This window comes from Blautia sp. 1033sp1_1033st1_G9_1033SCRN_220408, assembly GCF_040929965.1.
Lineage (GTDB): Bacteria > Bacillota > Clostridia > Lachnospirales > Lachnospiraceae > Blautia_A > Blautia_A ammoniilytica.
On record NZ_JBFKZO010000004.1, the window covers coordinates 204,181 to 229,610 of the forward strand.

Below are 25,430 nucleotides of genomic sequence, written 5' to 3' on the forward strand. Positions count from 1 at the left end.
TTCTATTTTCCTCCTAAATAGTTTTTCTTCATCCGGATGTCTTCTCCTGTAAGCTTCAGGATAATATAGTTATTGCAGATACGGGAAAAGGTCCGTTCAGAGTAAACATTCTGTATTTCACCTAACTCCAGATTGGTGGAGATGATGGTGGATCTGTGTCTCATAATACGCTCATTGACGCACAAAAACAACTGGGAAGACACAAAACTGTTGGTAAGCTCTGTTCCCAGGTCATCAATGATCAGCAGATCGCAGTCGTACACCAGATCGTTGTCTTTGCCTGTGCTGTCGCCGGAAAAGGTATTCCGTGCCAGCATATCAAACAGGTCAAATGCAGAAAAATATAACACACTGTGGGAGCTTTCAAGAAGATCATGGGCGATACAGTGGGAAAGAAAAGTCTTCCCAACGCCTGTGTTGCCATAGATCAGCAGGCTGCGGGGATCCTGGTCAAAGGATGAAACGAAATCCCTGGCAGTCTGGTATGCACGCTGTGCGGCTTCCAGTGCGGACAATCCAGTGGACGCATCTATTGTAGCAGAATAATAGTCAAAAGAAAAGTGGTCAAAGTTTTCTTTTTTGAGAATTTCATTTAAATTGGACTGAGTATACAAAAGCTGTATCTCCGCCCTGTGGAAACAGGAGCATTTCTTGCTGCCGATATAGCCGGTATCCTGACAATGAGAACAGGTGTAATGCATCTCAAGATAGTCGGAAGGGTAGCCATTCAGGGCAAGCAAAGCTTCACGCTCCTGGGCAAGCAGGGATATGGCAGCCTTCAGATCCTCCAGGCTGCGATCCAGACCGCTGATCATGGAGCGGGCTTTGGCTGCGCTTAAGGAAGCTACTTCGCTGTCAATCTCACGAAGCCTGGGAATCCGGTCATAAGCTTCCTGCCTGTGCTCCTCCAGCAGACGGCGGTTCTCAGCCTGCTTGCGGCTGTATTCTCTCATAATGGTATCATATTGAAAATTCTGTAAAGGCATAAACGATCAATCTCCTCTGTTAGTGAGGCTGTTGGGAGTAGGGATTCTGGCGCTCCAGAAGCTGCTTCTCAAGTTCTTTGAAATCATAATTCCGTTGTTGGAAGTTATTGAAGCGATTAGGGGACTTAGGTGTCTGGGAACGGCCCCGGCTGTTGTCCTGGCTGCGCTTCTGGTGCTGGACATCCAGGGCATGTACTGCCTCTGGGGTAAGGGCACTCTTTTTGAACCATCCGGTAAGGATCTTGTGTGCGTACTGGAAGCTGGGCTGTCCGGTCTGCATAATGGTGCGGCTGCAGGCTTCCTGGATCATGTCCATGGAAAATCCGTAATCCTTCAGCCATGTATCCATCATAACGATCTCTGAATCCACAGGGTTGCGATTGGTGATCCCCATAGCTTTCAGGATGGTGAAATAGTCTCTGCCATAGCGGGAGGTGGAATCCTTGGCCATCTCCACGGTAGTGATTCCTTCCTTAGACCAGGCCATGGCAACTGTCTCAATATAACGCATGCTCTTATGGCCGCGGCCTACACAATACTGGATCAGGAAATCAATAAGATCCACGGACATCTTCAGTTCATCGTAGAAGAAAAGAATCTTACGGGTATCGGTGGGGGTAAGAGTCTTGCCAAGGTATTGCTCACATATGTAGATCAGCTGTGCTACATCCTCGTTCTCCTTAAGCTCCTTGATTCGGGCTGGGGTGAGAGCAGAGGCAGATCTGGACGGTGCAGTATCCGGCTGTGGCGTGGAGACAGTGGCTGCAGATACCGTCTGCGAAATAGGAGCAGTGGCTGCCAGTGCAGACTGTGGAACAGAGACGGTAGCTGTCAGCTCCATCTGTGTATCCGGGGAAGGCTCTGTCAGGGTAATACCTGTCAGCTCTCCGGAAGGATCAGTTTCAAGGATCAAAAGTCCTTCATTACTCCAGTATTTCAGGGCACGGCTGATATCCCCCTCTGTACAGTTCAGACGATCTGCCAGAAGAGGCAGACAAACAGAAGCGGAAGGATCGGCAAGAAGCCGCAGCAGGTAAATATAAACTTTTACAAATTCGCCGCCGGCTCCCGGCATATATTGATCAATAAATATATTGGAAAGTATCGTCACCTGTGAGGATGAAAGAGCCCGGAGATGGATGGTGTTCATGGACTGTTACACTCCTTTTCTGAAAGTGGATTTATTATAACACAACTTTTTTTAAAAGAGAATACCGGGGTTAAACACCAGTAATCATCCACATTTAAATGTGGATAATGTGGATAGTGTGGAAAGAAGGTTGCCAATAAGATTATGGGAAACCGGAAAAGGTTAGAAAATGTTGGAACAAGGCATTTTATAGGAGAAACTGTTGTCGAATTATGTCAAGCAGATTATACACATAAGAATCCACACCTTTATGGGAGAAAAAATGTGCATAATTCTGTGGATAATGTGGATAAGCACGGAAAAACAGCAGAAATACTGAGGTTTTTATTGTGGATAACTTTTTCTTTATGTGGAAAACAGGGGACGAAATGTGTATAAATAAAAAAAGAACATTTATATAGTTTTCTGTAAATTCTCTCTGGATCAGAGGAAAAACAAAAAGCAAGAATGCCTCGGCATTCTTGCTGCGAGGTGCGCGTCATGCAATTGCATGACATACTTCTCCTGCGCACCTCTGCAATCCTGCCGGAGGCTATATCAGCTGGGAGATAACTCCCAGCTGATATATAAATGTTCTGAAAGACATAATTATTTACCAAGTAGCTGTTCGCCGATACGTACTACATCTCCGGCTCCCATGGTGATCAGCAGATCGCCAGAAGCACAGTGGGACAGAATGTAATTCTCAATCTCGTCAAAAGATGGGAAGTATTCACATGGAGTTCCAAGTGCCTGGATCCTTTCCTGAAGATCAGCAGAAGAGATGCCGATGGTGTTGGTCTCTCTTGCTGCGTAAATATCAGCCAGGATCACATGATCAGCCAGGGTCAAAGCCTGTGCAAACTCAGGAAGCAGTGCTTTAGTACGGGTATATGTATGTGGCTGGAATACACACCAGATTTTCTTGTGAGGATAATTAGCTGCTGCTGTAAGGGTGGCACGGATCTCTGTAGGATGATGAGCATAATCATCTACAATGTGGATCCCGCCCACTTCTCCCTTAAATTGGAAACGGCGGTCTGTACCGGTGAAGCTTCCCAGTCCTTTGACAATGGTATCATCAGGGATCTGGAGCAGCTGAGCCAGTACAATAGCTGCCAGTGCATTGGATACATTGTGGATCCCCGGAACCTTCAGGTAAAAGCTGCCTGCCTTTTTACCATTTCTTAAAACGGTAAAGGAGGCATGTCCATATTTGTCATAGGTAATATCAGTGGCCTGGTAATCAGCCGTATTCTGAACGCCATAGGTGATCACATTACATGGAAGGTCTTTGATGATGTCTTCATAATGAGGTGTGTCTACATTGATGATCAAGGTGCCATCTGCAGGGAGAAGCTGTGCAAAGCGTCGGAAAGAATGACGGATGTCCTCAATATCTTTGAAAAAGTCCAGATGATCGGCATCCATATTCAGGATCACGCTGATTTTTGGGAAAAAGCTGAGAAAGCTGTTGGTATATTCGCAGGCCTCGGTCACAAAGGTCTCAGACTGCCCCACACGGATATTGCCTCCGATGGAAGGAAGAATACCGCCTACGCTGATGGTAGGGTCGCAGGCTCCTTCCAGAAGGATCTGGGAAATCATGGAAGTGGTTGTGGTCTTGCCATGAGTACCGGAAATAGCGATGGGTGTCTGGTAATTGCGCATGATCTGCCCCAAAAGCTGGGCACGGGTAAGCATAGGGATCCCCTTTGCCTTAGCTGCTGCAAATTCAGGATTATCCGGGTGGATAGCTGCTGTATATACCACAATCTCTACATCATCCTGGATGTTGGAGGCACGCTGTCCGTAAAAGATACGTGCTCCCTTTTGGGCAAGGGCATCGGTAAGAGGGCTTTCTTTGGCATCAGAGCCGGAAACAATGAAATCTTCCTGAAGCAGGATCTGAGCCAATCCACTCATACTGATACCGCCAATCCCGATAAAGTGGATATGAAGCGGTTTGTGGAAGTCTATCTGATACATAATAAAAATCTCCTTAATGAAAAATATAAATTTGCTATAGTATACCTCTTTTAAGAAAAAATGAAAAGTATTTCTTTGAATAACAGGTTTTTAAAAAAAAATCAGGTGTTTTTTTAAGATGCAATCCATGAAAATGTAAAATAAGGTCGAAATATATAAAAAATAGACAAAATACACAAAAAACAGAGGAAAAAAGGAAAAAAATAGTATACAATAGATATAAAAAATAAAATAATTGGACAAAAAAATTGTAAAATATGTTCACGAAATGGATAAAGTATGATATAATAAGAAAACCATAAACTTACAGCAAGAGGTGATTACATGATTAAGAAAGAAATGATTGCCATGCTCCTGGCCGGAGGTCAAGGAAGCAGACTTGGAGTTCTGACGGAGAAAGTTGCCAAACCGGCCGTGTCTTTCGGCGGGAAGTACCGTATCATAGATTTCCCATTGAGCAACTGTATTAATTCAGGGATTGATACAGTTGGCGTGCTGACCCAGTATCAGCCGCTGCGTCTTAATACACATATTGGGATTGGTATTCCCTGGGATCTGGATCGTAATGAAGGCGGTGTGACAGTCCTTCCTCCTTACGAGCGGAGCAGCAGCAGCGAGTGGTACACAGGTACAGCCAATGCAATCTTTCAGAATATGGATTATATGGAGCAGTACAATCCTGACTATGTTCTGATCCTTTCCGGAGATCACATTTACAAGATGGATTATGAGGTGATGTTGGATTTCCATAAGGCTAATAAGGCTGATGTTACCATTGCATGTATGCCGGTACCTATGGAAGAGGCAAGCAGATTCGGGATCATGGTCACTGATGAGACAAGCCGTATTACAGAGTTTGAGGAGAAGCCAGAGCATCCAAGCAGCAATCTGGCATCTATGGGTATTTACATATTCAGCTGGCAGGCCCTTAAGGAAGCTCTTTATACACTTAAGGATCAGCAGAGCTGTGATTTTGGAAAGCATATCCTTCCCTATTGTAAAGAAAAGGGAGAGCGGCTTTTCGCATATGAATATAATGGCTATTGGAAGGATGTGGGTACGCTGGGATCCTATTGGGAAGCCAATATGGAGCTGATCGATATTATTCCGGAGTTTAATCTTTACGAAGAATTCTGGAAGATTTATACCAAAGGGGATATTATCCCGCCGGCATATATTTCCGAGGATGCAGTTCTTGACCGGTGTCTGATCGGTGAGGGAGCTGAGATCTATGGAGAAGTCCATAATTCAGTGATCGGTCCCAATGTAGTGATTGGCAAGGGTTCTGTGATCCGTAATTCCATTATCATGAGGAATACTGCGATCGGAGAAGGGGTAGTGATGGATAAGTCCATTGTTGCCGAGGACGTTACCATTGGAGACCATGTGACCCTTGGTTGTGGCGAAGAGGCTGAGAATGTATTGAAGCCGGCTGTATATGCATTTGGCATTGCTACCATAGGAGAGCGTAGTGTGATCCCGCCTGATGTAAAGATCGGGAAGAACACAGCTGTTTCCGGTATTACTACAGCAAAGGATTATCCGGGAGGCATCCTGGAAAGTGGACAGGTGATCGCAGCAAAGGATGGTGACAAGGCATGAGAGCAATCGGTATTATTTTAGCTGGCGGCAATAACAACCGTATGAGGGAATTATCTGACAAGAGAGCGATCGCAGCAATGCCCATTGCAGGCAGCTATCGCAGCATAGATTTTGCACTTAGTAATATGGCCAATTCCCATATACAGAAGGTAGCTATACTGACACAGTACAATGCACGCTCCCTGAATGAGCACTTAAGCTCTTCCAAATGGTGGGATTTTGGCAGGAAACAAGGAGGACTTTACGTATTTACACCCACGATCACCAAGGACAACAGCTTCTGGTACCAGGGTACAGCAGATGCTATCTACCAGAATCTTACCTTCCTGAAGAATAGCCATGAGCCATATGTGGTGATCGCATCCGGCGATGGTATTTACAAGCTGGATTACAACAAGGTCCTGGAATACCATATTGCAAAGAGAGCGGATATCACGGTTGTATGTACTACATGTCCGGATCCGTCAGAGGTGGAGCGTTTTGGTGTGCTCCGTATGAATGAAGACTGCAGGATCGAAGAATTTGAAGAGAAGCCAATGGTATCTTCTTATAATACGGTTTCTACCGGTATTTATGTGATCCGCAGAAGGCAGCTGATCGAGCTGATCGAGAAGGCTGCACAGGAAGGCAGGAATGATTTTGTACAGGATATCCTGATCCGCTACAAGAATCTGAAAAGGATCTACGGATATAAGATCGATACATACTGGAGCAATATTTCCACTGTGGAGTCTTATTACAAGACCAACATGGATTTCCTAAGGCCGGAGATCCGTAATTATTTCTTTAAGCAGGAGCCGTCTGTTAAGACAAAGATCGATGATCTGCCGCCTGCCAAATATAATCCGGGAGCCAGCGTGAAGAACAGTCTGATAGCCAGCGGATGTATCATCAACGGTGTTGTGGAGAATTCCGTTCTGTTTAAAGATGTATTCGTAGGGAACAATTGTGTGATCAAGAATTCAGTGATCTTGAATGATGTGTATCTGGGGGATAATACGCACATTGAGAACTGCATTGTTGAGAGCAGGGATACCATCCGGGCAAATTCTTACTATTGTGGAGAAGGCGAAGTTAAGATCGTTGTAGAAAAAAATGAGAGATATGTGCTGTAAATCCTGAAAGAATCTTATATCCATGGGATATAAATGTGTAACTGTCTGACAGGCCATATGCTTTATCATAGTTGTGGGAGGCTGGACGGTTATGCAACAGTCAGAGTACAGATCATATATATTGTATGGGAAAACGAAAGGGGCAGCAAAAATGAACATTACAGATGTACGCGTGAGAAAAGTAGCAAAAGAGGGCAAGATGAAAGCAGTTGTATCGATTACCATTGATGATGAATTTGTAGTTCATGATATCAAGGTGATCGAAGGTGAGAAGGGGCTGTTTATCGCAATGCCAAGTCGGAAAGCTACAGACGGAGAATACAGGGACATTGCACATCCTATTAATTCTGCAACCCGCGACCGTATCCAGAGAATCATCCTGGACAAGTATGATGAAGTAATGGCTGCAGAGCCAGAGGAGGCTATGGAAGCCTAAGGAGATCTGATTACTTTATTCTGTAATATGAAATGATTTCATAACAGATAACTGGTGAATTACAGGCCGGATGCCATATATCATAAAGGTATATGGCATCCGTTTTTTTTTTGCGCTGGCAGCAGCATACTGGAAATATTACACAATTGTTACAGAAATAAAATAAAACTATTGATTTTGTGATAAAATATGTTATACTGATGCTACGATTGATTACGAGGTGTTAGTATATGAGAAATAAAAAGCTTATTCCGGTGCTTCTTGCAGGGATTCTTACTTTGACAACAGGCACAGGTGTTTATGCAGCAGATATTGACGAACAGATTGCAGACATGCAGTCCCAGAAGGCGCAGGCACAGGCTGGACTTGCCCAGGCACAGGGAAATATCAGCAGCCTTGAGAGCAAGCGTCAGGAACTGGAAAGCTATCTGGCACAGCTGAACAGCCAGTATGAAGAATTAACAGACAGCGTTTCACAGCTAAGCATCCAGGCTGCCCAGAAGGAAGATGAGCTTCAGAATATGAAGCTGGAGCTGGCCAAGGCACAGCAGCAGTCCCAGCAGCAGTACGAAGCTATGAAGAAACGTATCGTATATATGTATGAGAATGGTGGGACTACCATGCTGGAGCTTTTATTATCTTCCAGTGATCTTACCCAGTTCATGAACCGTGCAGAGAATATTTCCCAGTTGTCCAAGTATGACCGAGATATGTTGAAGAAATATGAGGATCTTCAGGCAAGCATCCAGGAGCAGGAAGAGAACCTTGAGAAGGAAGCAGCTTCTGTGAATCAGCTTCTTGCAGAAAGCGCATCTAAGAAGCAGGAGGTTCAGGCTTTAGTATCCAGCACCAATGACAGCATTGCTTCTTATATCAGTCAGATCAGTGTCAGCCAGGCAGAGGCAGCAGCTCTTTCCGCACAGATTTCCAGTGCTGAGAACAGTATTTATAGTCTGACGCAGCAGGCAGCAGCCCAGCAGGAAACTGCTCAGCAGGAAGAAGCTCAGCAGGAAGGAGCTCAGCAGGAAGAAGCTCAGCAGGAAGAAACTCAGCAGACAGAAGACCAGCAGAGCCAGTCTCAGGAAGAGGATACATATACGGAAAGCTCCTCTTCAGGATCTGGTGATTCTTACAATGATGAGAGCGGAAGCGTAGAGTCCTCCGGTTCCGGACAGGGAACCTATCTTGGTAACTTTACATTGACTGCATATTGCAACTGTGCACAGTGTTGCGGCACAGCAGGCAATCTGACTGCCAGCGGTACAGTTCCTTCAGCGGGGCGTACAGTGGCGATGGCAGGTGTGCCTTTTGGAACACAGCTTCTGATCAATGGCAATGTGTATACAGTGGAGGATCTGGGAACTCCTTATGGACATGTGGACATTTTCTTCGGAAGCCATTCTGAAGCATTAAGCTTTGGCCTGCAGCATGCAGATGTGTATCAATTAAATTAAGTGATGTTCACTGTAAACCTAAAAGCAATCTGATTGTAAACTGAATATGAACACAATTGTAAACCTTATATAAAAATTTGGTTGACATTCCTCTTGGTGTGTGATAGATTTTCAATGTACAAAATTTGTAACTGCTCAGCAGATAGCATCCCGTAAGGGCTTTGAACAGTTACCAAAATCTATTCATTCATCAGGAGGATTTTTTTATGAGCTCAGTTGCAGCTACCAAAACAAAAACTTACGATCTGGCTTATATTGCTATTTTTGCGGTAGTAATGGCAGTATGTTCCTGGATTTCCATACCAATGACTGTACCATTTACCCTGCAAACCTTTGGCGTATTTATGGCAGTTGGGGTTCTGGGAGGCAAAAGAGGAACCCTTGCTGTTCTTGTATACATTTTACTAGGCGTAGTAGGTGTACCGGTATTTGCAGGATTTTCAGGCGGTATCGGGGTCCTGTTAAACACTACCGGCGGTTATATCGTTGGATTCCTTTTTTCAGCACTGGTAATGTGGGGCATTGAAAAAGTATTGGGAAAAAAACCTGTTGTACAGATCATTTCCATGGTGATCGGACTGCTGGTATGCTATGCACTGGGAACCATCTGGTTTATGGTGGTATATGCGCGGACAACCGGTGCCGTAGGACTGGGAACCGTTCTTAGCTGGTGCGTGATTCCATTTATTGTTCCGGATCTGGTTAAGATCGCATTGGCATTTGTTCTTTCCAGAAAGGTTCGGAAATATGTGCCAATGCAGTAGTAAGGAAAAGCCTGTGGCATTGCGTCCCCATCATGGGATGTGTCTTGCCTATTTTGTGGGAAAAGGCTACAGTGATGGCTTTACCATACATATGGAAGAAATGCTTGAGAAATTTCTTGCAGGTGCCAGCGTACAGTTGACCCTGCAGGAGGATGAGATCTGCAGTGCATGTCCAAATAATCTGGTACAAGGCTGCGAAGCAGGCAGGAAAGTGCAAAGATTTGATCGTAGCGTGCTTGCTTACTGCGGATTTGAAGAAGGACAGCAGCTTCCCTTCAGGGAGTTTGTGGAAAAGGTGCAGGAAAAGATCCTTGCACCTGGAAAAAGAACAGAGATATGCGGGGACTGTCAATGGGGCAATATCTGCGATCAGGTGAAAAGCCGGTGGGAATGATTTCCTGCCGGTTTTTTATGTTCTGTAATAGTGGACTTGATTCTTTATTCGTTATAATGTTTTCGCTATTTTGTTGAATTTGATGATATAAAAATTGATTATAATCACGATATTTGGCCTTTGCAGTTTCGGAATAGAGTAACTTTATTGACAACATTTTCTCGAAAGAGTAAAATTAATATATAAAACTGAGGAAGAAAGGACAGTATCAGACCTGTTTCATGGGGAAAACAGGCGAGGGATGATATTAAAAAGGAGCATAAGTGTATGAAAAATAACCATTGGAGATCTTTTAAAAAAGGGATGTCCTGGTTTTTGACGTTTGCAATCGCAATAGGAAGCCAGGGCACTGGGTTGTCTGCAGCTACGCTGGATTATGGGCAAGATTACCAGGTGTCTGTAAACAGTGACGTGGAGGATACCATCCAGGTGGAAGACATTTCTGCATCAGGCAGCAATGCAGATACCTTCAATGCCGGGCAGATTCCTGCATCAGACAGCGAGGGAGACACCACCCAGGTGGAAGATATTTCTATACCGGACAGTGAGGAAGATCCGGCCCAGATGGAAGATATTTCTACATCTGGCAGCGAGGGAGATATTTCTCGGGTGGAAGACAGTTCTGCACAGGACAGTGAAGGGAATACGTCTCAGATCGAAGACGTTTTTACTGATGGAGATGGTGTGCTTGTTGATAATCATGAAGAGACAGCAGATACCACTTTTCTGGATGCTCCTGCAGATGTAAAGGAAGGCACCATTCAGTATCAGATCGAGGAAGCAAGGAAGGCAGGATCTACAACACTTACCATAAGCCTTGACGACAGCTTTCCGGCTACAGTAGAAGAGAACCTTCTGATCCCCCGGGGGATGGAGATTGTACTGGATCTGAATGGCCATACCCTGACTGTGGATAAGTCTTCGGCAGAGGCTGGCAAGGATACCAATAATATTACAGTATATGGGCAGCTTACCCTGAAGAACGGCAGCCTATCCGGCAGTGCGTCTTCTACTGGCAACGAGAACACAAGAGGTGTATTTGTATGCTATGGCGGCCGTTTGATCCTTGGAGAAGGGTCACAGATCACCGGCTATTCTGCATCAGGCCGAGGCGGTGGCGTGTATGTAAGTGATGGCGCCGGATTATCTATGAATGGCGGCAGGATCCATGACAACTGTTCCGGTATCAGCGGTGGCGGTGTATGGATTTATCGCACAAGTAATCTTTCCTATGAGAATGGTACCATTACTGGGAATAAGGCTGCACTGAATGGAGGCGGTGTGTACATCCAGAAGGATGACAGTGAGACCATCACCTGGGGCAGTGGTATTGCCGTCACAGAGAATCATGCGGACCGCAACGGGGGTGGTCTTTATATCCACAGTGTATCGGATGTGGGAAATGAATTGATCTTTGACGGCCTGACTATTTCCCAAAATACAGCCGGTGTCAGCGGCGGTGGTATTCAGGTTCAGGATCCGGTCCATTTCACTATGGTATCCGGAGAGGTATCTTATAATCAGGCAGTGACTCATGGCGGTGGTCTGTACCTGAACAGTACGGATAAGAAACCAGCCCAGGTCAGTCTTACCGGCGGTACTATTCAGGGGAATACACTGGCCGATGATGTTTTTAATTATTATGACTCAGGATCTCACCTGGGCGGCGGTATGTGGATCAGCAATTATGCAAATGTAGTTCTTGCTGGAGTACAGATCCTGGACAATGAAACCGTTGGCACCGGTGGCGGTATTGCCATGGGGAATTATTGTCAGGTGCAGATCCGGGAGGGAACCCTGGTTCATGGCAATAAATCCTGGTATCATGGCGGCGGTATTTATGGTGTCTACGCAAATGTTGAGATGACCGGTGGTGAGATTTCTGATAATCAGGCAACAGGTGGAACATTGCCACAGGGCGGCGGCTTTTTCTTAAATGCAGGCAAGCTGATCGCCAGTGGCGGCAGCATCTGCAGGAATTATGCCGAGTCATATGGCGGCGGCGGTTTTATTTCAACGGTGATCCTTTCCGGAGATGTAACGGTTGCTGATAATAAGACAGGTGGACATGGCGGCGGTATCTTTGGAAGTGTTACCATGTCAGACCAGGCTAGGATTCAAGGGAATACATCCGGTTACGGTGGAGGTGTTAATGGTACTCTTGTTATGAACGGAGGATTCGTCTGTGGAAATACAGTCAGTGGCTGGAATGGAGGCGGCGGTGCTGCCGGAACAGTAACCTTAAATGAAGGAGAGATTTCTGGTAATTATTCGACTGGAGTAGGCGGCGGTGTACGAGGCACTCTGTACATGAATGGGGGAGTGATCAAAGACAATACTGCTGATGGCGGCGGAGGTGCTTTATATGGTGCCGGTACTCTCTCCAGTGGAGAGATCACCAACAACCAGTCAGCCAGTACAGGAGGATGTGCATATCTTGCTGAAAATGGCAGAAATCTGACCATCACAGGAGATGTACAGATCCATAAAAATCGTGCTGTCCATGGAGGCGCAGTTAGCCTGGTAGGAGGTACTGTCCAGATCAGTGGCGGTGTGATCAGTGAGAATCAGGCAAATCGGCTTGGCGGCGGTGTTTATGTATGGACATCCAATGCTTTAAATCCGACGATCACAATAGAGAAGGAAGCGGTGATTTCTGATAACCAGGCATCAGGTACCGGTACTGCTCCTGGCGGGCAGGATCTGTATGTGGCAGCCACCTTGACAGTGAATAATGGCAGCAATCCTGTTTATTATACCCCTGTGGTCAGCCTGCCCTCAGCCGATCAGATGACTTCTGCCACCGGTACCTCTGGAATCGCCTGGTACGATGAGGCTGACGGTACAAAGAATACAACAGGCCTTCAGCTGGACACAGCACAGCGGACAAAGATTTACCAGTATACTTTCCTTTATTCTGATCCGGAAGCAAAGACAGTAGCCCGTCTGGATGATTCCCAGGAGTATGCTACTGTTCAGGCTGCTGTTGATGCTGCTGGAGATGGACAGCTTCACAGGATCACCCTTTTAAAAGAGGATCAGGAGTCTGTACAGATTCCTAAGGGAACCAGTATCTGCTTTGACCTGAATGGAAATACCATTCGGGGAAGCGGGAAGACGAATACTCCTGTGTTTACGGTAAAGGGAGAAATGACCCTGGAAGACAGCAGCGAAGACCAGACAGGACACATTATCGGTGGCACACCAGCTGCGGATGGCAGAGGAGGGTGCTTTTATCTGGAGCACGGCAGTCTGGTTATGAATGGCGGCACCATTGGTCCAAGTGCTAGCGGCAGTGGCATTTATGTAAAGTACAAGGACAGCTCCTTTGTGATGAATGGAGGCAGGATCACGAAGAATAAAGCATCTGCCGTTTCTGTTTATCAAGGATCATTTCGGATGACTGGAGGAGAGATCACCGGGAACAGTGCTGACCATGGAGGCGGTATCTATGCCTGGGGCAGTGCCAACATCAATATTGAGGGAGGAAAGATCACCGGGAACACAGCCGCTTGCGGCGGAGGTATCCGTATACGGGATCATGCAGTCTGTCATATCTCCGGCGGCGAAATATCCGGCAATGCAACCTCCAATGCCAGTTCAAGCTGGGGCGGTGGTGGGATTGCTGTATCATGGGCCAGCTTATATGTAACAGGAGGAACCATCACAGACAATACCACAAGCGGCCTGGGGGGCGGTATCCGTGCAGACGAAGGAAGCACTGTCTCAGTAACCGGCGGGACCATATACGGCAACCAATGGACATTTGGAAAAAGTGATCTGTATGCAACGAAAGGGGTTAATCTTACCCTGTTGTCTGCTTCCGCTATGAAGCAGGAAGCTTACAATTGCTGGTATGATTGTGAAAACGATCAGGTATATCCAGAAGAGATAAGATCTGCCAGCCTGGAACAGCCTTGCAACCTTTATGCATGGTACAAGGAGGAGCTGACCTCAAGTGATGCAGCCCAGATCCTGGATGAAAGCGGCCAGGAGCACAATTTCCCATCTGTCCAGGAGGCTGTTCAAGCAGCTGCAGATGGACAAAGGATTTATCTTCTTAAGGATTGTGATGAAAGTGTCCAGATCGGAAAGGACAAGAATGTGATCCTGGACCTGAATGGATATACATTATACTCTTCACAGGAAAATGTGCTTGATGTTAGAGGAAAGCTGGAAGTAGACAGTACCACAGCGAACATCCATACCAATCCGGATCAGGGCGGCAGGATCCAGCCGGCAGAAGGTGTTGCCGGCAACAGAGGCGTTTTTGTAAGAGAAGGAGGAGCCTTTACCTTAAAGGGCGGCGTGCTCACAGGCTTTTCTGGCGTAAAATATGGCGGCGGCATTTATGCAGACCAGAATGCTTCCGTTACCATCAGCGGTGGAGAGATCACAGGAAACCAGGCTGTTTATGGCGGAGGTATAGCATTTTACAGTATCCGTTCCAACACTCTGTCTTCCTTTACCATGACTGGCGGAAAGATCCGGAATAATCAGTCTGAAAAGGATGGCGGCGGAGTGTATATGGGAAGGCCATTTAACCTTGCCAACCAGATCCGGATATCAGGCGGTGAGATCTGCGAGAATACAGCAGGTGGCCATGGCGGCGGTGTAAGCGCTGACTTTACACAAGGATCAAATACAGCCTCCCAGATCCTGATTTCCGGAGGAAAGATCCATCATAATACAGCGGCTACGGATGGAGCCGGTGTTTATATACAAAATTGCAAAATAGTTGTGATCGGACCAGATCTGGAAGTTTCCTATAATAAAGGGGCTGGGTCCGGAGGAGGGATCCGTGCTGTTCGAGTAACAGAATTAACCGTAGAGAATATTGACGCCCATCATAATCAGGCAAAAAGCGGCGGAGGTCTGTCCTTAAGTGCAGGAGAGCTGCTGGTAAAGGACTGCAAGATCCATCATAACAGTACAAGACCATATGGTGGCTACAGCTACAGTGGAGGTGCAAGCTTTAACAGCACCAAAAAGTTGGAAATCCAAAAAGGAGAATTTTATTCTAATGGAGCCTACAATGGTGGCGGCATGAGTGTTAGCACAGAAGCCGGTGGTCAGGCTGTGATCGGGAAGGATGTATGGATCCATGATAATAAGGCAACCGAAGGCGGAGGCTTGCGGATTGACTCAGTAGGAAAGCTTACTGTAAATGGACTGATCGAAAATAACAGCGCCTCCACCGGCGGTGGGATCAGAGTAGCCAGTAACTCTTCTGAAATTCACTTTGCAGATGTGACTGTACAGAACAACAAAGCCACTGGCAGTGGCGGAGGCATTTACCTGAATGATGGAAATCCGTCCAAGGTTTATCTGGAGGATCCTGCAAGGATCCTGGGCAATACAGCCAGCAGTGGCGGTGGTATTGGTACTCGGCTGTCACAGATGATCCTGTCCGGTGGTGTGATCGCAGACAATAAGGCTTCTTATTTAGGTGGTGGTGTCTATCTGGATGGCCACAGAACCTGGGGTACACATCAGGTAAAGATCACTGGAGATGTTCAGATCATTAATAACCAGGCATTGAACGGCGGCGGTGTTGGATGTTCTGAAAACACAGTTGTTACCATGGACGGAGGCAGGATCTGTAATAACAAGGCAACCTATGGTGGCGGTGTATGGGTTTCCCAAGTGATGGGCGGATTTACGCTAAAGACGCCAGAAGACGCCGGAAGCACAGCCAAGCTGTATGGGAACCAGGCCGGTTACGGCAGGGATGTTTGCGGAAATTATGATAAATCCTATAAGAATTCTAAAGTCCAGCTGTTTGCAGCAGCCCATATGTTTGGGGCTGATGAGGATAAAGTTGGCATCTGCTGGTACAATGAAACAAAAAACACATCCATAACAGATCCTATTGATTATGATCCGGTAACAACACCCTGTTATCTTACCCTTCAGTATACTTCAAAGGTGCCTGTGGCAAAGATAAAGAATGAAGCTGGTACTTATGATGCATACACATCTCTTCAGCAAGCTGTAAATGCTGTAAAAGAAGGAAAGTACAAGGATGTGGCACCTGAGATTTTCCTGATCAAGGATATTAATGAAAGTATTCAGGTTCCAGGCGACGTAAGTACAGTGCTGAACCTGAACGGACACAAGCTGCAGGGCACAGATACTGCTATCACCTGTTCCGGTGATCTGCGGATCCTGGATGAAAAGACAGAAGGACTGGATCCAGGAGAAGAGACAGGAACCATCTCAGGCAGCACAGATAATCTGGGCGGCGGTATTCTGGTATTATCCGGCGGCTGTGTGACTATGGAGAGCGGACAGATCAGCATGTGCTCAGCACCTACAAGACAAAGCGATCGTGGCGGTGCAGGCGTGGCTGTCAGCGGCGGTACTTTTATCCTGGATAACACAGCTTCTATCAATGAATGTGTTGCTGCCTTTGGAGCTGCGGTTCATGTAGGAAGCGGAAGCAGTCTTTTTGAAATGAGAGGCGGATCCATCTGCAACAATACAGCGAAAATTATATACAATTCCGGAAGTGGAATTATTTACAGTACAGGCGGTACTGTGCGGATCAGCGGAGGAAGGATCGCAGACAATGTTGTAGGCGACTGGGGAACTATTTACCTGGCCAGTGGAAAATGCGTATTGGAAGGCGGAGAGATCACCGGAAATCAGACAAGATACGGCGGCGGTTTTTATATAGGAAACGCGGCCAGTGTGTGGATGAGTAATACTGTGATTTCCAATAATCAGGCGACGATAAATGGTGGTGCCATTTATAATGAAGGCCAGTTGAATATTTTTGAAGGCACCAAGATCACCGGAAACCAGGCAGTGTATGGCGGCGCCATTTATCAGACCAGGGGAACCATTAAAATGGCAGGCGGCACTGTCACCGGCAATCAGGCGGAGAAGGGCGGCGGCCTTGCACAGAATCCCCAGGTAGGAAATGCAGGCAGCTTTGTTCTGTCAGGAGGACTGCTGTGTGAAAACAAATCCACAGTTGATGGAACCGGAAATGATATTTTTTCCCTTTATGAGGGAACCGGAAACTACGAAAATGTAAGTGTAAACCAGAAGCCATCTGTAACTCTGATCCAGGCAGCAGCCATGACAGAGGACAACGGAAAAGCCACAAAGTATAATGCCTGGAGAAATGATACCTACCAGGGAAATCAGCTGGAAGGTACAGATGTAACCAATGGTTACTATATTACCGGCGGTGTGGATCAGAGCAATAACCTGAAGCTGACGGCTGTTACATATAAGGAAGCAGAAGTAAAAGGCCCGGATAGTACAGTACAGGTTAAGTCTATTGGGGTAAAGAACACCAAGAATGAAGACGGTACTTCTGACGGTGGCGGTGTTTTTGACACAGAATGTGCAGGAGATGAAAAGACAGCCCAGCAGCTTCTGGATGAAGGGGACAGCCAGACCTATGAATCCCAGGAGGAAATCACAGAGGGTGAAACCCAGGAGCAGATGGCTCAGCGTCATCACTATCTGTATAATGGCGATATTCTGAAGATGATCTGCCATGACGGCAAGTGGTATGAGAGGGATCAGGCAGTTATGTGGAGTCCGGGAAATGACAGCTCTTATACCAATGGGATCGTGAGAAGCTTTGATACTGTAAAATATAATCTTCGTTTTACTTTGGAGGATACCGGGAAAGACGAAGAAGATGAAGGGAATCAGGAAGGAACTCCCTCTGTAACAGATGACACCTTACAGCTGTGGGTGGAAATGAAGCTTCCAGTGGACAGCAGCCTTGCTTCATTCTCTGAAATGAATATGAAATACCATCATATTTATGAGCAGAAGCAGGCAGATGGCAGCTATGCCCAGTATTTAAGAGGCTACTGGGAGCTGGAAGAAAATAAAGGAGGAACGGTTTACCGTACCCTGGCCATCAGTGTGAAGGGCATGAACAACGGAGACCTGCTTAAGCCTTCCTTTACCGCATGGGTAGATGGAAATGAGGAAGATGAACAGAATCCAAAATCCTGCAGCTCCAAAACACTGACAGTATCTGCTGCACCAAGATATAATGTGCTTCTTAAGAGAAACTCCCAGCTTGCCTATACCAGCTACTTTGATATGGAAAGCGGTGAGGAAACAACAGAGGAAGAAGTAAAGAAGCTTCATGATGAAAGCAAGGATATCTCCCACATCGTCTATGGTACCATGCTTGGATACGGCATTACCCTGCAGATGTACAATAATAAGACCAACAAGGGAATGCGGGGGCTTCAGATACCTGCCGGGGACATCCAGTTTGACATAAGCTTTGGCGGCGAACTGGTGATGAATGGCTCCTCGCTTGGAGAGAATCTGGCACCTTATGCATGGGCTTACAAGGTCAATGAAAACGGAGCAACAGGAAACAGCTTTACAGATGCACAAAAGACAGTCAATGTAGACTGGAATGATGAGGATGATTACAATAAGACTACCACTTATGGCTGGGATGCGGCTCCCTATAATACAGGGAACAGCGCTACCGGCTGCTACAGCGGTGGCTTCTGGAAGGGAGCATTAAAGCAGAGAAATGAAACAGGCGATAAGCGTCTCACCCTTCATTTTACAGTCAGCAATTACTCGGTGGCATCCTCCACTCCTTCGGCTACAGCCAATGGTTCCTGGGATAACCAGGTAGGACGAAGCGGATATATTAATTCCTTCTCTGCAGGATATGTGCAGGTGCTGTATCCTTTTGACAAGAAAGTGGCTGCAGGACAAAGCGGTTATCTGGAGGTCAATATGGAGTGTGCTGCTTCTGATCTGAATATCAGCAGCGTAACAGGGCTTACTCCTGAGTCAACGGAAAACGGCCTGGCTGCAATGGAAAGCTTCTTTGGAAAAGACTATAAGAACCATGCAGTCCATGAGATGAATTATATGGACAATTATCTGAACCACAGCACAGGCCTTTATATATATGGTGAAGGCGGAAATGGCGACCATCTGTCGAAGACGAATTACTTCAGCAAGGAGAACGGCACGGATCTGATCAGTACTTCGGAAGGCACAGGCTCCACCCCACTGGGAAGCCAGGTATACATTGATGCAGATATATCTTTTACCAGTAAAGAGTATTATACAGATGATGTGAAGGATCCACATTACATACCGCCGGATAAGTTTGACCCACAGGTGGACAATCTGCTGGAATACAATTATCTTACCGGAGTGAATCTTCTCCAGAAGTTTGATTCAGATGCCTATACACCTGCCTGTGGGGAAGAGATCATTGACAGACAGGTGAACCAGGGAGCAGGAAATAGATGGAACTGGGTAGGGAAAAGTGCAGGGACCAACAGCACCAATGCTTTTCTGGTAGGCACTTCGGAGTCGGCAACCACCTGGTCACCATCAGGAAACCTGAAAACAAAAAGCTTTAAGCTGACCGTACTATACGGTGCGAAGCCGGATGGAACCAACTGGACGAAAAAAGAAACAGCAGATGGTCTTACCGGCGGGGAAGAAGAGATGGATGCTTACACAGAGGAGGAGCTGATCTACTTTACTTCACTGGATGAACTGAAGGCCTACTTTGCAGCCAAAGGGAACTTGGACGGCAGATGTGTGGCACTTTTGTACGAGGTGCGGGACTGCTGTATCCGTACAGGCAGAAAACTGTATATCAGAAGCAGGATGCAGATGACAAAAGACTTTGCTAAGACAGGCGGCACCTACTGTACCACCAACGATGTAAGAGGATGGACCACATATCGTCCAACCTATAAGCGATATTATAATGATGGGAAGCGGGATGCCATCCTGTTTTCCGCAACCTGGCGAAGCAGACAGTATGGCACGGCAGATGGTATCGTTGCCTACGGAAATGGAGACACAGGCGGTCCACTTCCGGATGGGTATGTAAATACCCTGATGGAAAGCCAGGATCCGGTAATGAAATATACAAAACAAAGATGTGATTTTACTTTTAACGGATATAAGAAAACAGAATACCAAAACGGTGTTAAGAAAAACGGAACCCATGTGATGGGGTGGATGGCAGGAAATACGCTGCTTCTGTATACCTTGGTCAGTGAGATCGGCGTTAAGAATACAGACCTGATCAAAGGCTCTAACCGGGAAAAGACCTATTATAATGTGTCCGACGGTGAACGTACAGCAAACTTCATGGTAATGCCAAGGCTGCAGATCTCCAGTGCTACAAAGGATCATGAACTGGTAGCAAACGGCAGTCAGGCAACGGATGTTGTGATCACCATGACCATTCCAAAAGATCTTCATTATAATAAGGGCAGCCTGCAGTTCGACTATTCGGCTCCTGGAAACCAGTGTAAATACAAAGCCGGCGATCTGGCATGGGATGTAAAGCAGACGGATAACCCGGATGGGACTATCACATTGACCCTCTGTTCAACGGTAAGTGATATCAACAAAGGACTTCCCTACATCCGGTATAACTGCACTATCGGAAAGAAAGGGGCAGATGAGAATGAGGATGTAAAGGACAACCAGCAGCTTACTACAAAGGTACAGATCCATACCACCTATGAAGAGATCCACCGTATTACCGGACAGGCTAATAGTGCAGAGCAGACCATCATTGCAACAAGGATAAACGATGATGCGATCTACAAGGAAACGGGCCGGGACCTGATAGAGATCGGGGATGACCTGATCTATTACCTGAATTACAGCAACCATACAGAAAACCTGAATCCCATCCAGCTATGCGATATCCTTCCTGCCAATGGAGACGGAAGGAACAGCAGCTTCCATGGTGGATACCGGGTAAAAGAAATCTATCTGGATTTTACCAGAGAAGCGGACAGGCAGGCATTCCTGGATGGCAGTGCAGGACAGCTGAAGTACAGGAAGGGCGGGATCAGTGCAAAGGATCTTACACAAGATGAAAGAATTTTGATACTGAATACCATTAACAACGGTAAGTGGTTTGATCTGGCTTCTTCTTATGAATCATCTGAATATACAGAAAATGGTGTGACAATGTACAGACTGACCTGCAGGGCAGATGCAAACGGACGATGGGCCAAAGGGGAAGAACTGATCCATTATGCAGATGGCAATGGTACAATTGATGCGATTTACGGATTTGTTCCTCAAGTAAGTGAAAAAGGAAATTTCCGGATGGGACTGGTCTTTACGCCGTTTACAAAGGACAATGCAACACTGCTGAAAAGCAGAAATATAACCCAGCAGGGCGGCGATGTATATAACAACAGCTTCTTCTACAGAAGCGGCGGCCTTACCAGCCAGGCGCCTACTGTTTCCAGTTCAACAGAAGGAATCCGAACTGTAAAACGTAAGATCGCAGGTCTTGTATGGCTGGATCAGGACCAGAACGGGAATTATCGCCCGGCCATCAATGGCTATAGCACCACAGACCGGCTGCTTTCTAAGGTGGATGTATATCTTTATCAGGGAAGCGAGCCATCTTCTCCCAAGATCACCAAGAATCCGGATGGAAGCTTCAGTCAGCAGATTGGCGGCAAAACACGGACTATAAGCGCCACCACTGTGGATGGCAAGACCTTATATCCGGCTGTGGATGTGATGGGCAACCTTCTGGATAAGGTAGTTACCGGAAGCGATGGGGCATATGCCTTTGAGAATCTGGCTGAAGGCAGTTACTACATAGTGCTTCAGGACGAGGGTGATGATTATGCTGTTACAGGAGGAACCAGGGTTCTTCCCTTTGAAAGACTGAGCATCACACCTGAAAGAGAGGATACAAAGAATACCCTGACCCAGCCGGGAAGGGACACAGACAAAGCTCTTCCGGAATACCAGGGCACAGATACTGCGGATCAGGGGGCAGCAGCCATGAAGCGTACAGTGATCGCCAATCATGGCAGTGGCATTACCCTTCCTGGACTTACCGATATGGTATCCTGGGAGTATGTGACCAATCATTGGGACTGCGGTTTGTATTATCTGGACCTTTCCTTAGAAAAGAACTGGGCACAGACTACCAGCATCCCGGATCAGGCATCCGTCCTGTTTGAAATAACAGGCTCCACCGGAACCGGGGAACATGCAGTAAGCTACCCGGCTGCCACCTACACTGCGAAGATTGCTTCCGGCAGGGTAACCGCACAGGCAGAGGGAATAGCAAGGCCTTACAGCAAGACAGAAGGAGCACCATCGCAGATTCCTACAGCGGTGGCAGCATCCCAGGATAAAGGAAACAAGACCATACGCTGGCTGATCCAGAACCAGCCGATGCAGGCAGAAGGAGCAAACGGGGTGATCCGTTATGACTTTAAAGAGACTGCAAAGGACGGGGAAGGCAATTCTCTTCCAGGCTTTGTAATGACCCGTAGATCAGATAGTACAGCAGAGGATCAGACCAGAAAGTTTGCTGTATGGAACACTCAGATCAATTATGAGATCTGTCTGGGCAAGAAAGGCAGTGAAGGGGAACCTCTTTCCAATGCAGTATTTACCTTATATAAAGATAAGAACTGCAGGGTGCCTGCCGGCATCACTATGAAGACGGACCAGCAGGGAAATGGCACCATCACAGGTCTGGAGGCAGGCACAGGGGCTGTGTATTATATAAAAGAAACAAAAGCCCCCAGCGGATATTTCCTGAATAAAGGAATCCTGAAGCTGACCATTGCTTATAAAGACAAGACAAAATATTATGATCCAACCATTTCTCTGGAGAGGATCACAGACGAAACAACAGGAGATCCACTGGATCCGGTTGCTGATCTGGATAAAATGTCCATTTCGTGCACGGTAGATGACAGTGAAAAAGACCCGGATTCACTGGTACCTGAGGTACCTTTGAAATATAGTATTTCCTTTGAACTTACAGATTCCTGCATTTATTCGCTGCCTAAGACAGGCGGACGGGGCATCTGGTGGGAAATGCTTTTTGGAACAGGAATGATGCTTACAGCAGTGTATCTGTATAGCAAAAAAAGGAGGAATTTAATATGAAAAAGATGTGGAAAAAGGTAATGACGATCATCCTGGCCCTGGTAATGACCCTGGGGCTGGGCACAAGTGTGCAGGCAGCTGCCCTGAGCAGTGGGGAAAACACCAATAGCACTAATGTGACTATCACAGGTCTGCCAGCAGACAAGACGGTTACATTTGCAACCTATCAGGTGATCAAAACCAAGTTTGATACAGCTGCCAATGAACTGACCTATCAGCTGACAGACTGGGCAAAGGCTGTCCTTGCAACTGGAGGCAAGACAGAAGATGACGTAATTAAAGAGATCAGTAAACTGAATACAACTGGTACAAGCACCACAGAGCAGGATAACATTGTTAATCAGCTGGCAGCAGCTTCCAAAACTGCATACAGCGCAACTTGGACTGTAAGCAGTGACAAGACAACGGCAACAGCAAATCTGCCCATTGGATCTTATCTGGTAATGGCATCCTGTACAGATATGACATTCCTGAACATGTTGGTAAGTGTGAATGCAAAGGCCGATTCTACAGATCCAAACGGCTGGATACTGGAAGGAGAGGGCGCTGTGCTGAAAGGCAATCCGTTAAGCGTTGATAAAAAGATCACAGGAAAGAAAGGCACTGCTTTACAGACACCTATTGATGAAACAACTGCGGCCATCGGTGATACTCTCTCTTACACAGTTACTGCTAATGTGCCACATTATCCGGCAAATGCAACCCATACCACATTTAAAGTAAAGGATACTCCTACGAATCTGGAGATTAAGCAAAATACAGTGAAGGTGTATGGTGTGAAAGCAGATGGAACAGAAACCGATCTTACAGGTCAGTTTACTCCTACACTGGATGGCAATGGTGTACTTACCGTTGATATGTCTGAAAAATATCTAACATTGTTCTGCGCAAATGGAACTTATCCATATGCAACAGTAAAAATAACTTATGATGCAGTTCTTATGGAATCTGCAAGTATAGCAACGGGAAACACCAATAAACCGGCGCTGATTTACGGAACGGATCCTTACACAGACAGTGACGCAAGTGATGAAGAAATCCCGGGAGATGGCAAGCAGAAGGTATATACATATGGTCTGAACCTGACCAAAAAGAATAGTGATAACGATGTTCTTTCCAACGCAGTATTCAGTGTGAAGCGTGGTGATACAAAGCTGAAATTTATTGAAGATGCAAATGAAAAAGGCACTTATACACTGGCAAAGGATCAGAGTGCTGCCGGGGCTACTGATCAGCTGACAACCAATGATCAGGGTACCTTCAACATCAAAGGTCTGGATGCAAATGTTGAGTATGTTCTTGAAGAGACAAAAGCACCTTCCGGATACTTCCGTAATCATGGATCTGTAGCATTTACCATCACTCCTGCGGCAGATACAGAAGGCAAGCTGACTGGCGCTATCAAGTCTGTAACTGCAAAGGATGAAAAGGGTACAGCACTGGACAATGCAGGTGCCTGGACCTGTGGTATCGATCAGAATAAGACCGCTTATGTTGCAGTTACCCTGAAGGATACAAAGATCCCGTTCCTGCCGGCAACCGGTGGCATGGGTACAGTGATCTTCACCATCGTAGGTGATGCGCTGATGATTCTTGCCATTGTGCTGTTCATCCGGTCAAGAAAGGGACGCAAAGAAGATAAATGAAGAAAAAATGGGGCAATATTCTGATCTTTGCCATATTCCTTGTAGGTCTTATTACTGTTTTCTATCCTTCCATCAGTAATTTCTGGAACCAGCATCTGGAAAAAAAGCTGATGAACAATTATGAAACAGTTGTACAGCAGCTGGAACAACAGGACCTTACAAAGGAAATGGAGGCTGCAAGGGCATACAATGAGGCGCATAAGGATAACCGGGTGCCGGATGCCTTTGCAGAAGGAGAAGTAAAAGAGGATACAGAATATGAAAACCTTTTGAATGTGGACCAGGATGGAGTAATGGCCATCCTGGAGATCCCCTGTATCAATGTAAAGCTGCCTGTGTTTCACGGTACAAGGGATGAGAATCTGCAAAAAGGTGCAGGGCATCTGATCGGTTCCTCCCTTCCGGTAGGCGGGAAAGGCAGCCATTGTGTGATCGCGGCCCACCGGGGGCTTCCGTCAGCGGCTTTGTTTACAGATCTGAATCTGGTGAGAAAGGGCGATCTTTTCTTTATCCAGGTACTGGGTGAGACACTGGCCTACAAGGTAGACCAGATAAAGATTGTAGAACCGGAAGAAACAGAAAGCCTTCAGGTAGTAAAGGACAAGGATTATGTTACGCTTGTGACCTGCACCCCTTATGGAGTGAATACCCAAAGGCTTCTGGTACGGGGAGTCCGTACAGAATATACGCCGGATCTGTCAACTGAAAACAAGGAAACAAGAAAGTCCCTGGCCACCAATTATGTACTGGCAGCGGTGATGAGCCTGCTTCTTGTTCTGGTGGCTGCAGTGCTTTTGTGGCGCATAGGGAATAAAAAGAAAAAGCAAGGGAAAAACAAAGAGAAAAGCTGAAAATAAAAAAACATCTCCGGGATACGAATTGTCCTGGGGGTGTTTTTTTTGAAAAAAGCTAAGAAAAGTGTAATATTATTGGAATAGTATCTTGTATTAGCAGGCATACCATGGTAAAATATAAAAAATTACTTTTTGGG

General features: G+C 46.4%; 13 protein-coding genes. 10 read left to right on the top strand and 3 right to left on the bottom strand.

What is annotated here, in order from left to right; translation table 11 throughout:
- Positions 1-2: 2 nt before the first annotated feature.
- Complete coding sequence (locus tag AB5916_RS05165; protein WP_158421911.1) at positions 3-986, bottom strand: ATP-binding protein; 984 nt, start codon at positions 984-986, stop codon at positions 3-5.
- Between the two features lie 19 nt (positions 987-1,005).
- Positions 1,006-2,136: a DnaD domain protein gene (locus tag AB5916_RS05170; protein WP_368189583.1), complete on the bottom strand. Its 1,131-nt coding sequence runs from the start codon at positions 2,134-2,136 to the stop codon at positions 1,006-1,008.
- 144 nt (positions 2,137-2,280) lie between these two features.
- Here AB5916_RS05170 and AB5916_RS05175 point away from each other — a divergent pair, with 144 nt between their 5' ends.
- Positions 2,281-2,514, top strand: a complete 234-nt coding sequence (locus AB5916_RS05175; protein WP_368189584.1) for a hypothetical protein — start codon at positions 2,281-2,283, stop codon at positions 2,512-2,514.
- Positions 2,515-2,724: 210 nt separating this feature from the next.
- On the opposite strand, the gene murC is transcribed toward AB5916_RS05175, so the two are convergent.
- Positions 2,725-4,104 (bottom strand): UDP-N-acetylmuramate--L-alanine ligase, encoded by a 1,380-nt coding sequence (gene murC / locus AB5916_RS05180; protein WP_368189585.1) that lies wholly within the window; start codon positions 4,102-4,104, stop codon positions 2,725-2,727.
- A gap of 324 nt (positions 4,105-4,428) precedes the next feature.
- Between murC and AB5916_RS05185 the strand changes: the two genes are divergently transcribed.
- The 9 genes from AB5916_RS05185 (at position 4,429) to AB5916_RS05225 (ending at position 25,290) form a co-directional block, all read left to right on the top strand.
- Positions 4,429-5,706, top strand: a complete 1,278-nt coding sequence (locus tag AB5916_RS05185) for a glucose-1-phosphate adenylyltransferase (RefSeq protein WP_368189586.1) — start codon at positions 4,429-4,431, stop codon at positions 5,704-5,706.
- Positions 5,703-6,821: a glucose-1-phosphate adenylyltransferase subunit GlgD gene (gene glgD, locus AB5916_RS05190; protein ID WP_158421916.1), complete on the top strand. Its 1,119-nt coding sequence runs from the start codon at positions 5,703-5,705 to the stop codon at positions 6,819-6,821. The genes AB5916_RS05185 and glgD overlap by 4 nt, the downstream gene beginning before the upstream one ends.
- Positions 6,822-6,972: 151 nt before the next feature.
- On the top strand, positions 6,973-7,257 hold the full coding sequence (gene spoVG, locus AB5916_RS05195) for a septation regulator SpoVG (protein WP_158421937.1): 285 nt from the start codon (positions 6,973-6,975) through the stop codon (positions 7,255-7,257).
- 230 nt (positions 7,258-7,487) lie between these two features.
- On the top strand, positions 7,488-8,711 hold the full coding sequence (locus tag AB5916_RS05200) for a hypothetical protein (RefSeq protein WP_368189588.1): 1,224 nt from the start codon (positions 7,488-7,490) through the stop codon (positions 8,709-8,711).
- A gap of 206 nt (positions 8,712-8,917) precedes the next feature.
- Entirely contained in the window at positions 8,918-9,475 is a 558-nt protein-coding gene (locus tag AB5916_RS05205) for a biotin transporter BioY (RefSeq protein WP_173728513.1), read from the top strand.
- A gap of 13 nt (positions 9,476-9,488) precedes the next feature.
- Entirely contained in the window at positions 9,489-9,869 is a 381-nt protein-coding gene (locus AB5916_RS05210; protein WP_368189590.1) for a DUF1284 domain-containing protein, read from the top strand.
- Positions 9,870-10,136: 267 nt separating this feature from the next.
- Positions 10,137-22,793: a SpaA isopeptide-forming pilin-related protein gene (locus AB5916_RS05215; RefSeq protein WP_368189591.1), complete on the top strand. Its 12,657-nt coding sequence runs from the start codon at positions 10,137-10,139 to the stop codon at positions 22,791-22,793.
- Complete coding sequence (locus AB5916_RS05220; RefSeq protein WP_368189593.1) at positions 22,790-24,439, top strand: SpaH/EbpB family LPXTG-anchored major pilin; 1,650 nt, start codon at positions 22,790-22,792, stop codon at positions 24,437-24,439. Before AB5916_RS05215 ends, AB5916_RS05220 begins: the two co-directional genes overlap by 4 nt.
- Positions 24,436-25,290 carry a class C sortase gene (locus tag AB5916_RS05225; protein ID WP_368189594.1) on the top strand — a complete coding sequence of 285 codons (855 nt, stop codon included), beginning with the start codon at positions 24,436-24,438 and terminating at the stop codon, positions 25,288-25,290. Before AB5916_RS05220 ends, AB5916_RS05225 begins: the two co-directional genes overlap by 4 nt.
- Positions 25,291-25,430 lie beyond the last annotated feature (140 nt).

What these genes read in the sequence shown, in the direction of transcription:
- AB5916_RS05165 (WP_158421911.1), bottom strand. Translation starts at nt 986, where the DNA reads ATGCCTTTACAGAATTTTCAATATGATACCATTATGAGAGAATACAGC.
- AB5916_RS05170 (WP_368189583.1), bottom strand. Translation starts at nt 2,136, where the DNA reads ATGAACACCATCCATCTCCGGGCTCTTTCATCCTCACAGGTGACGATA.
- AB5916_RS05175 (WP_368189584.1), top strand. Translation starts at nt 2,281, where the DNA reads ATGGGAAACCGGAAAAGGTTAGAAAATGTTGGAACAAGGCATTTTATA.
- murC (WP_368189585.1), bottom strand. Translation starts at nt 4,104, where the DNA reads ATGTATCAGATAGACTTCCACAAACCGCTTCATATCCACTTTATCGGG.
- AB5916_RS05185 (WP_368189586.1), top strand. Translation starts at nt 4,429, where the DNA reads ATGATTAAGAAAGAAATGATTGCCATGCTCCTGGCCGGAGGTCAAGGA.
- glgD (WP_158421916.1), top strand. Translation starts at nt 5,703, where the DNA reads ATGAGAGCAATCGGTATTATTTTAGCTGGCGGCAATAACAACCGTATG.
- spoVG (WP_158421937.1), top strand. Translation starts at nt 6,973, where the DNA reads ATGAACATTACAGATGTACGCGTGAGAAAAGTAGCAAAAGAGGGCAAG.
- AB5916_RS05200 (WP_368189588.1), top strand. Translation starts at nt 7,488, where the DNA reads ATGAGAAATAAAAAGCTTATTCCGGTGCTTCTTGCAGGGATTCTTACT.
- AB5916_RS05205 (WP_173728513.1), top strand. Translation starts at nt 8,918, where the DNA reads ATGAGCTCAGTTGCAGCTACCAAAACAAAAACTTACGATCTGGCTTAT.
- AB5916_RS05215 (WP_368189591.1), top strand. Translation starts at nt 10,137, where the DNA reads ATGAAAAATAACCATTGGAGATCTTTTAAAAAAGGGATGTCCTGGTTT.
- AB5916_RS05220 (WP_368189593.1), top strand. Translation starts at nt 22,790, where the DNA reads ATGAAAAAGATGTGGAAAAAGGTAATGACGATCATCCTGGCCCTGGTA.
- AB5916_RS05225 (WP_368189594.1), top strand. Translation starts at nt 24,436, where the DNA reads ATGAAGAAAAAATGGGGCAATATTCTGATCTTTGCCATATTCCTTGTA.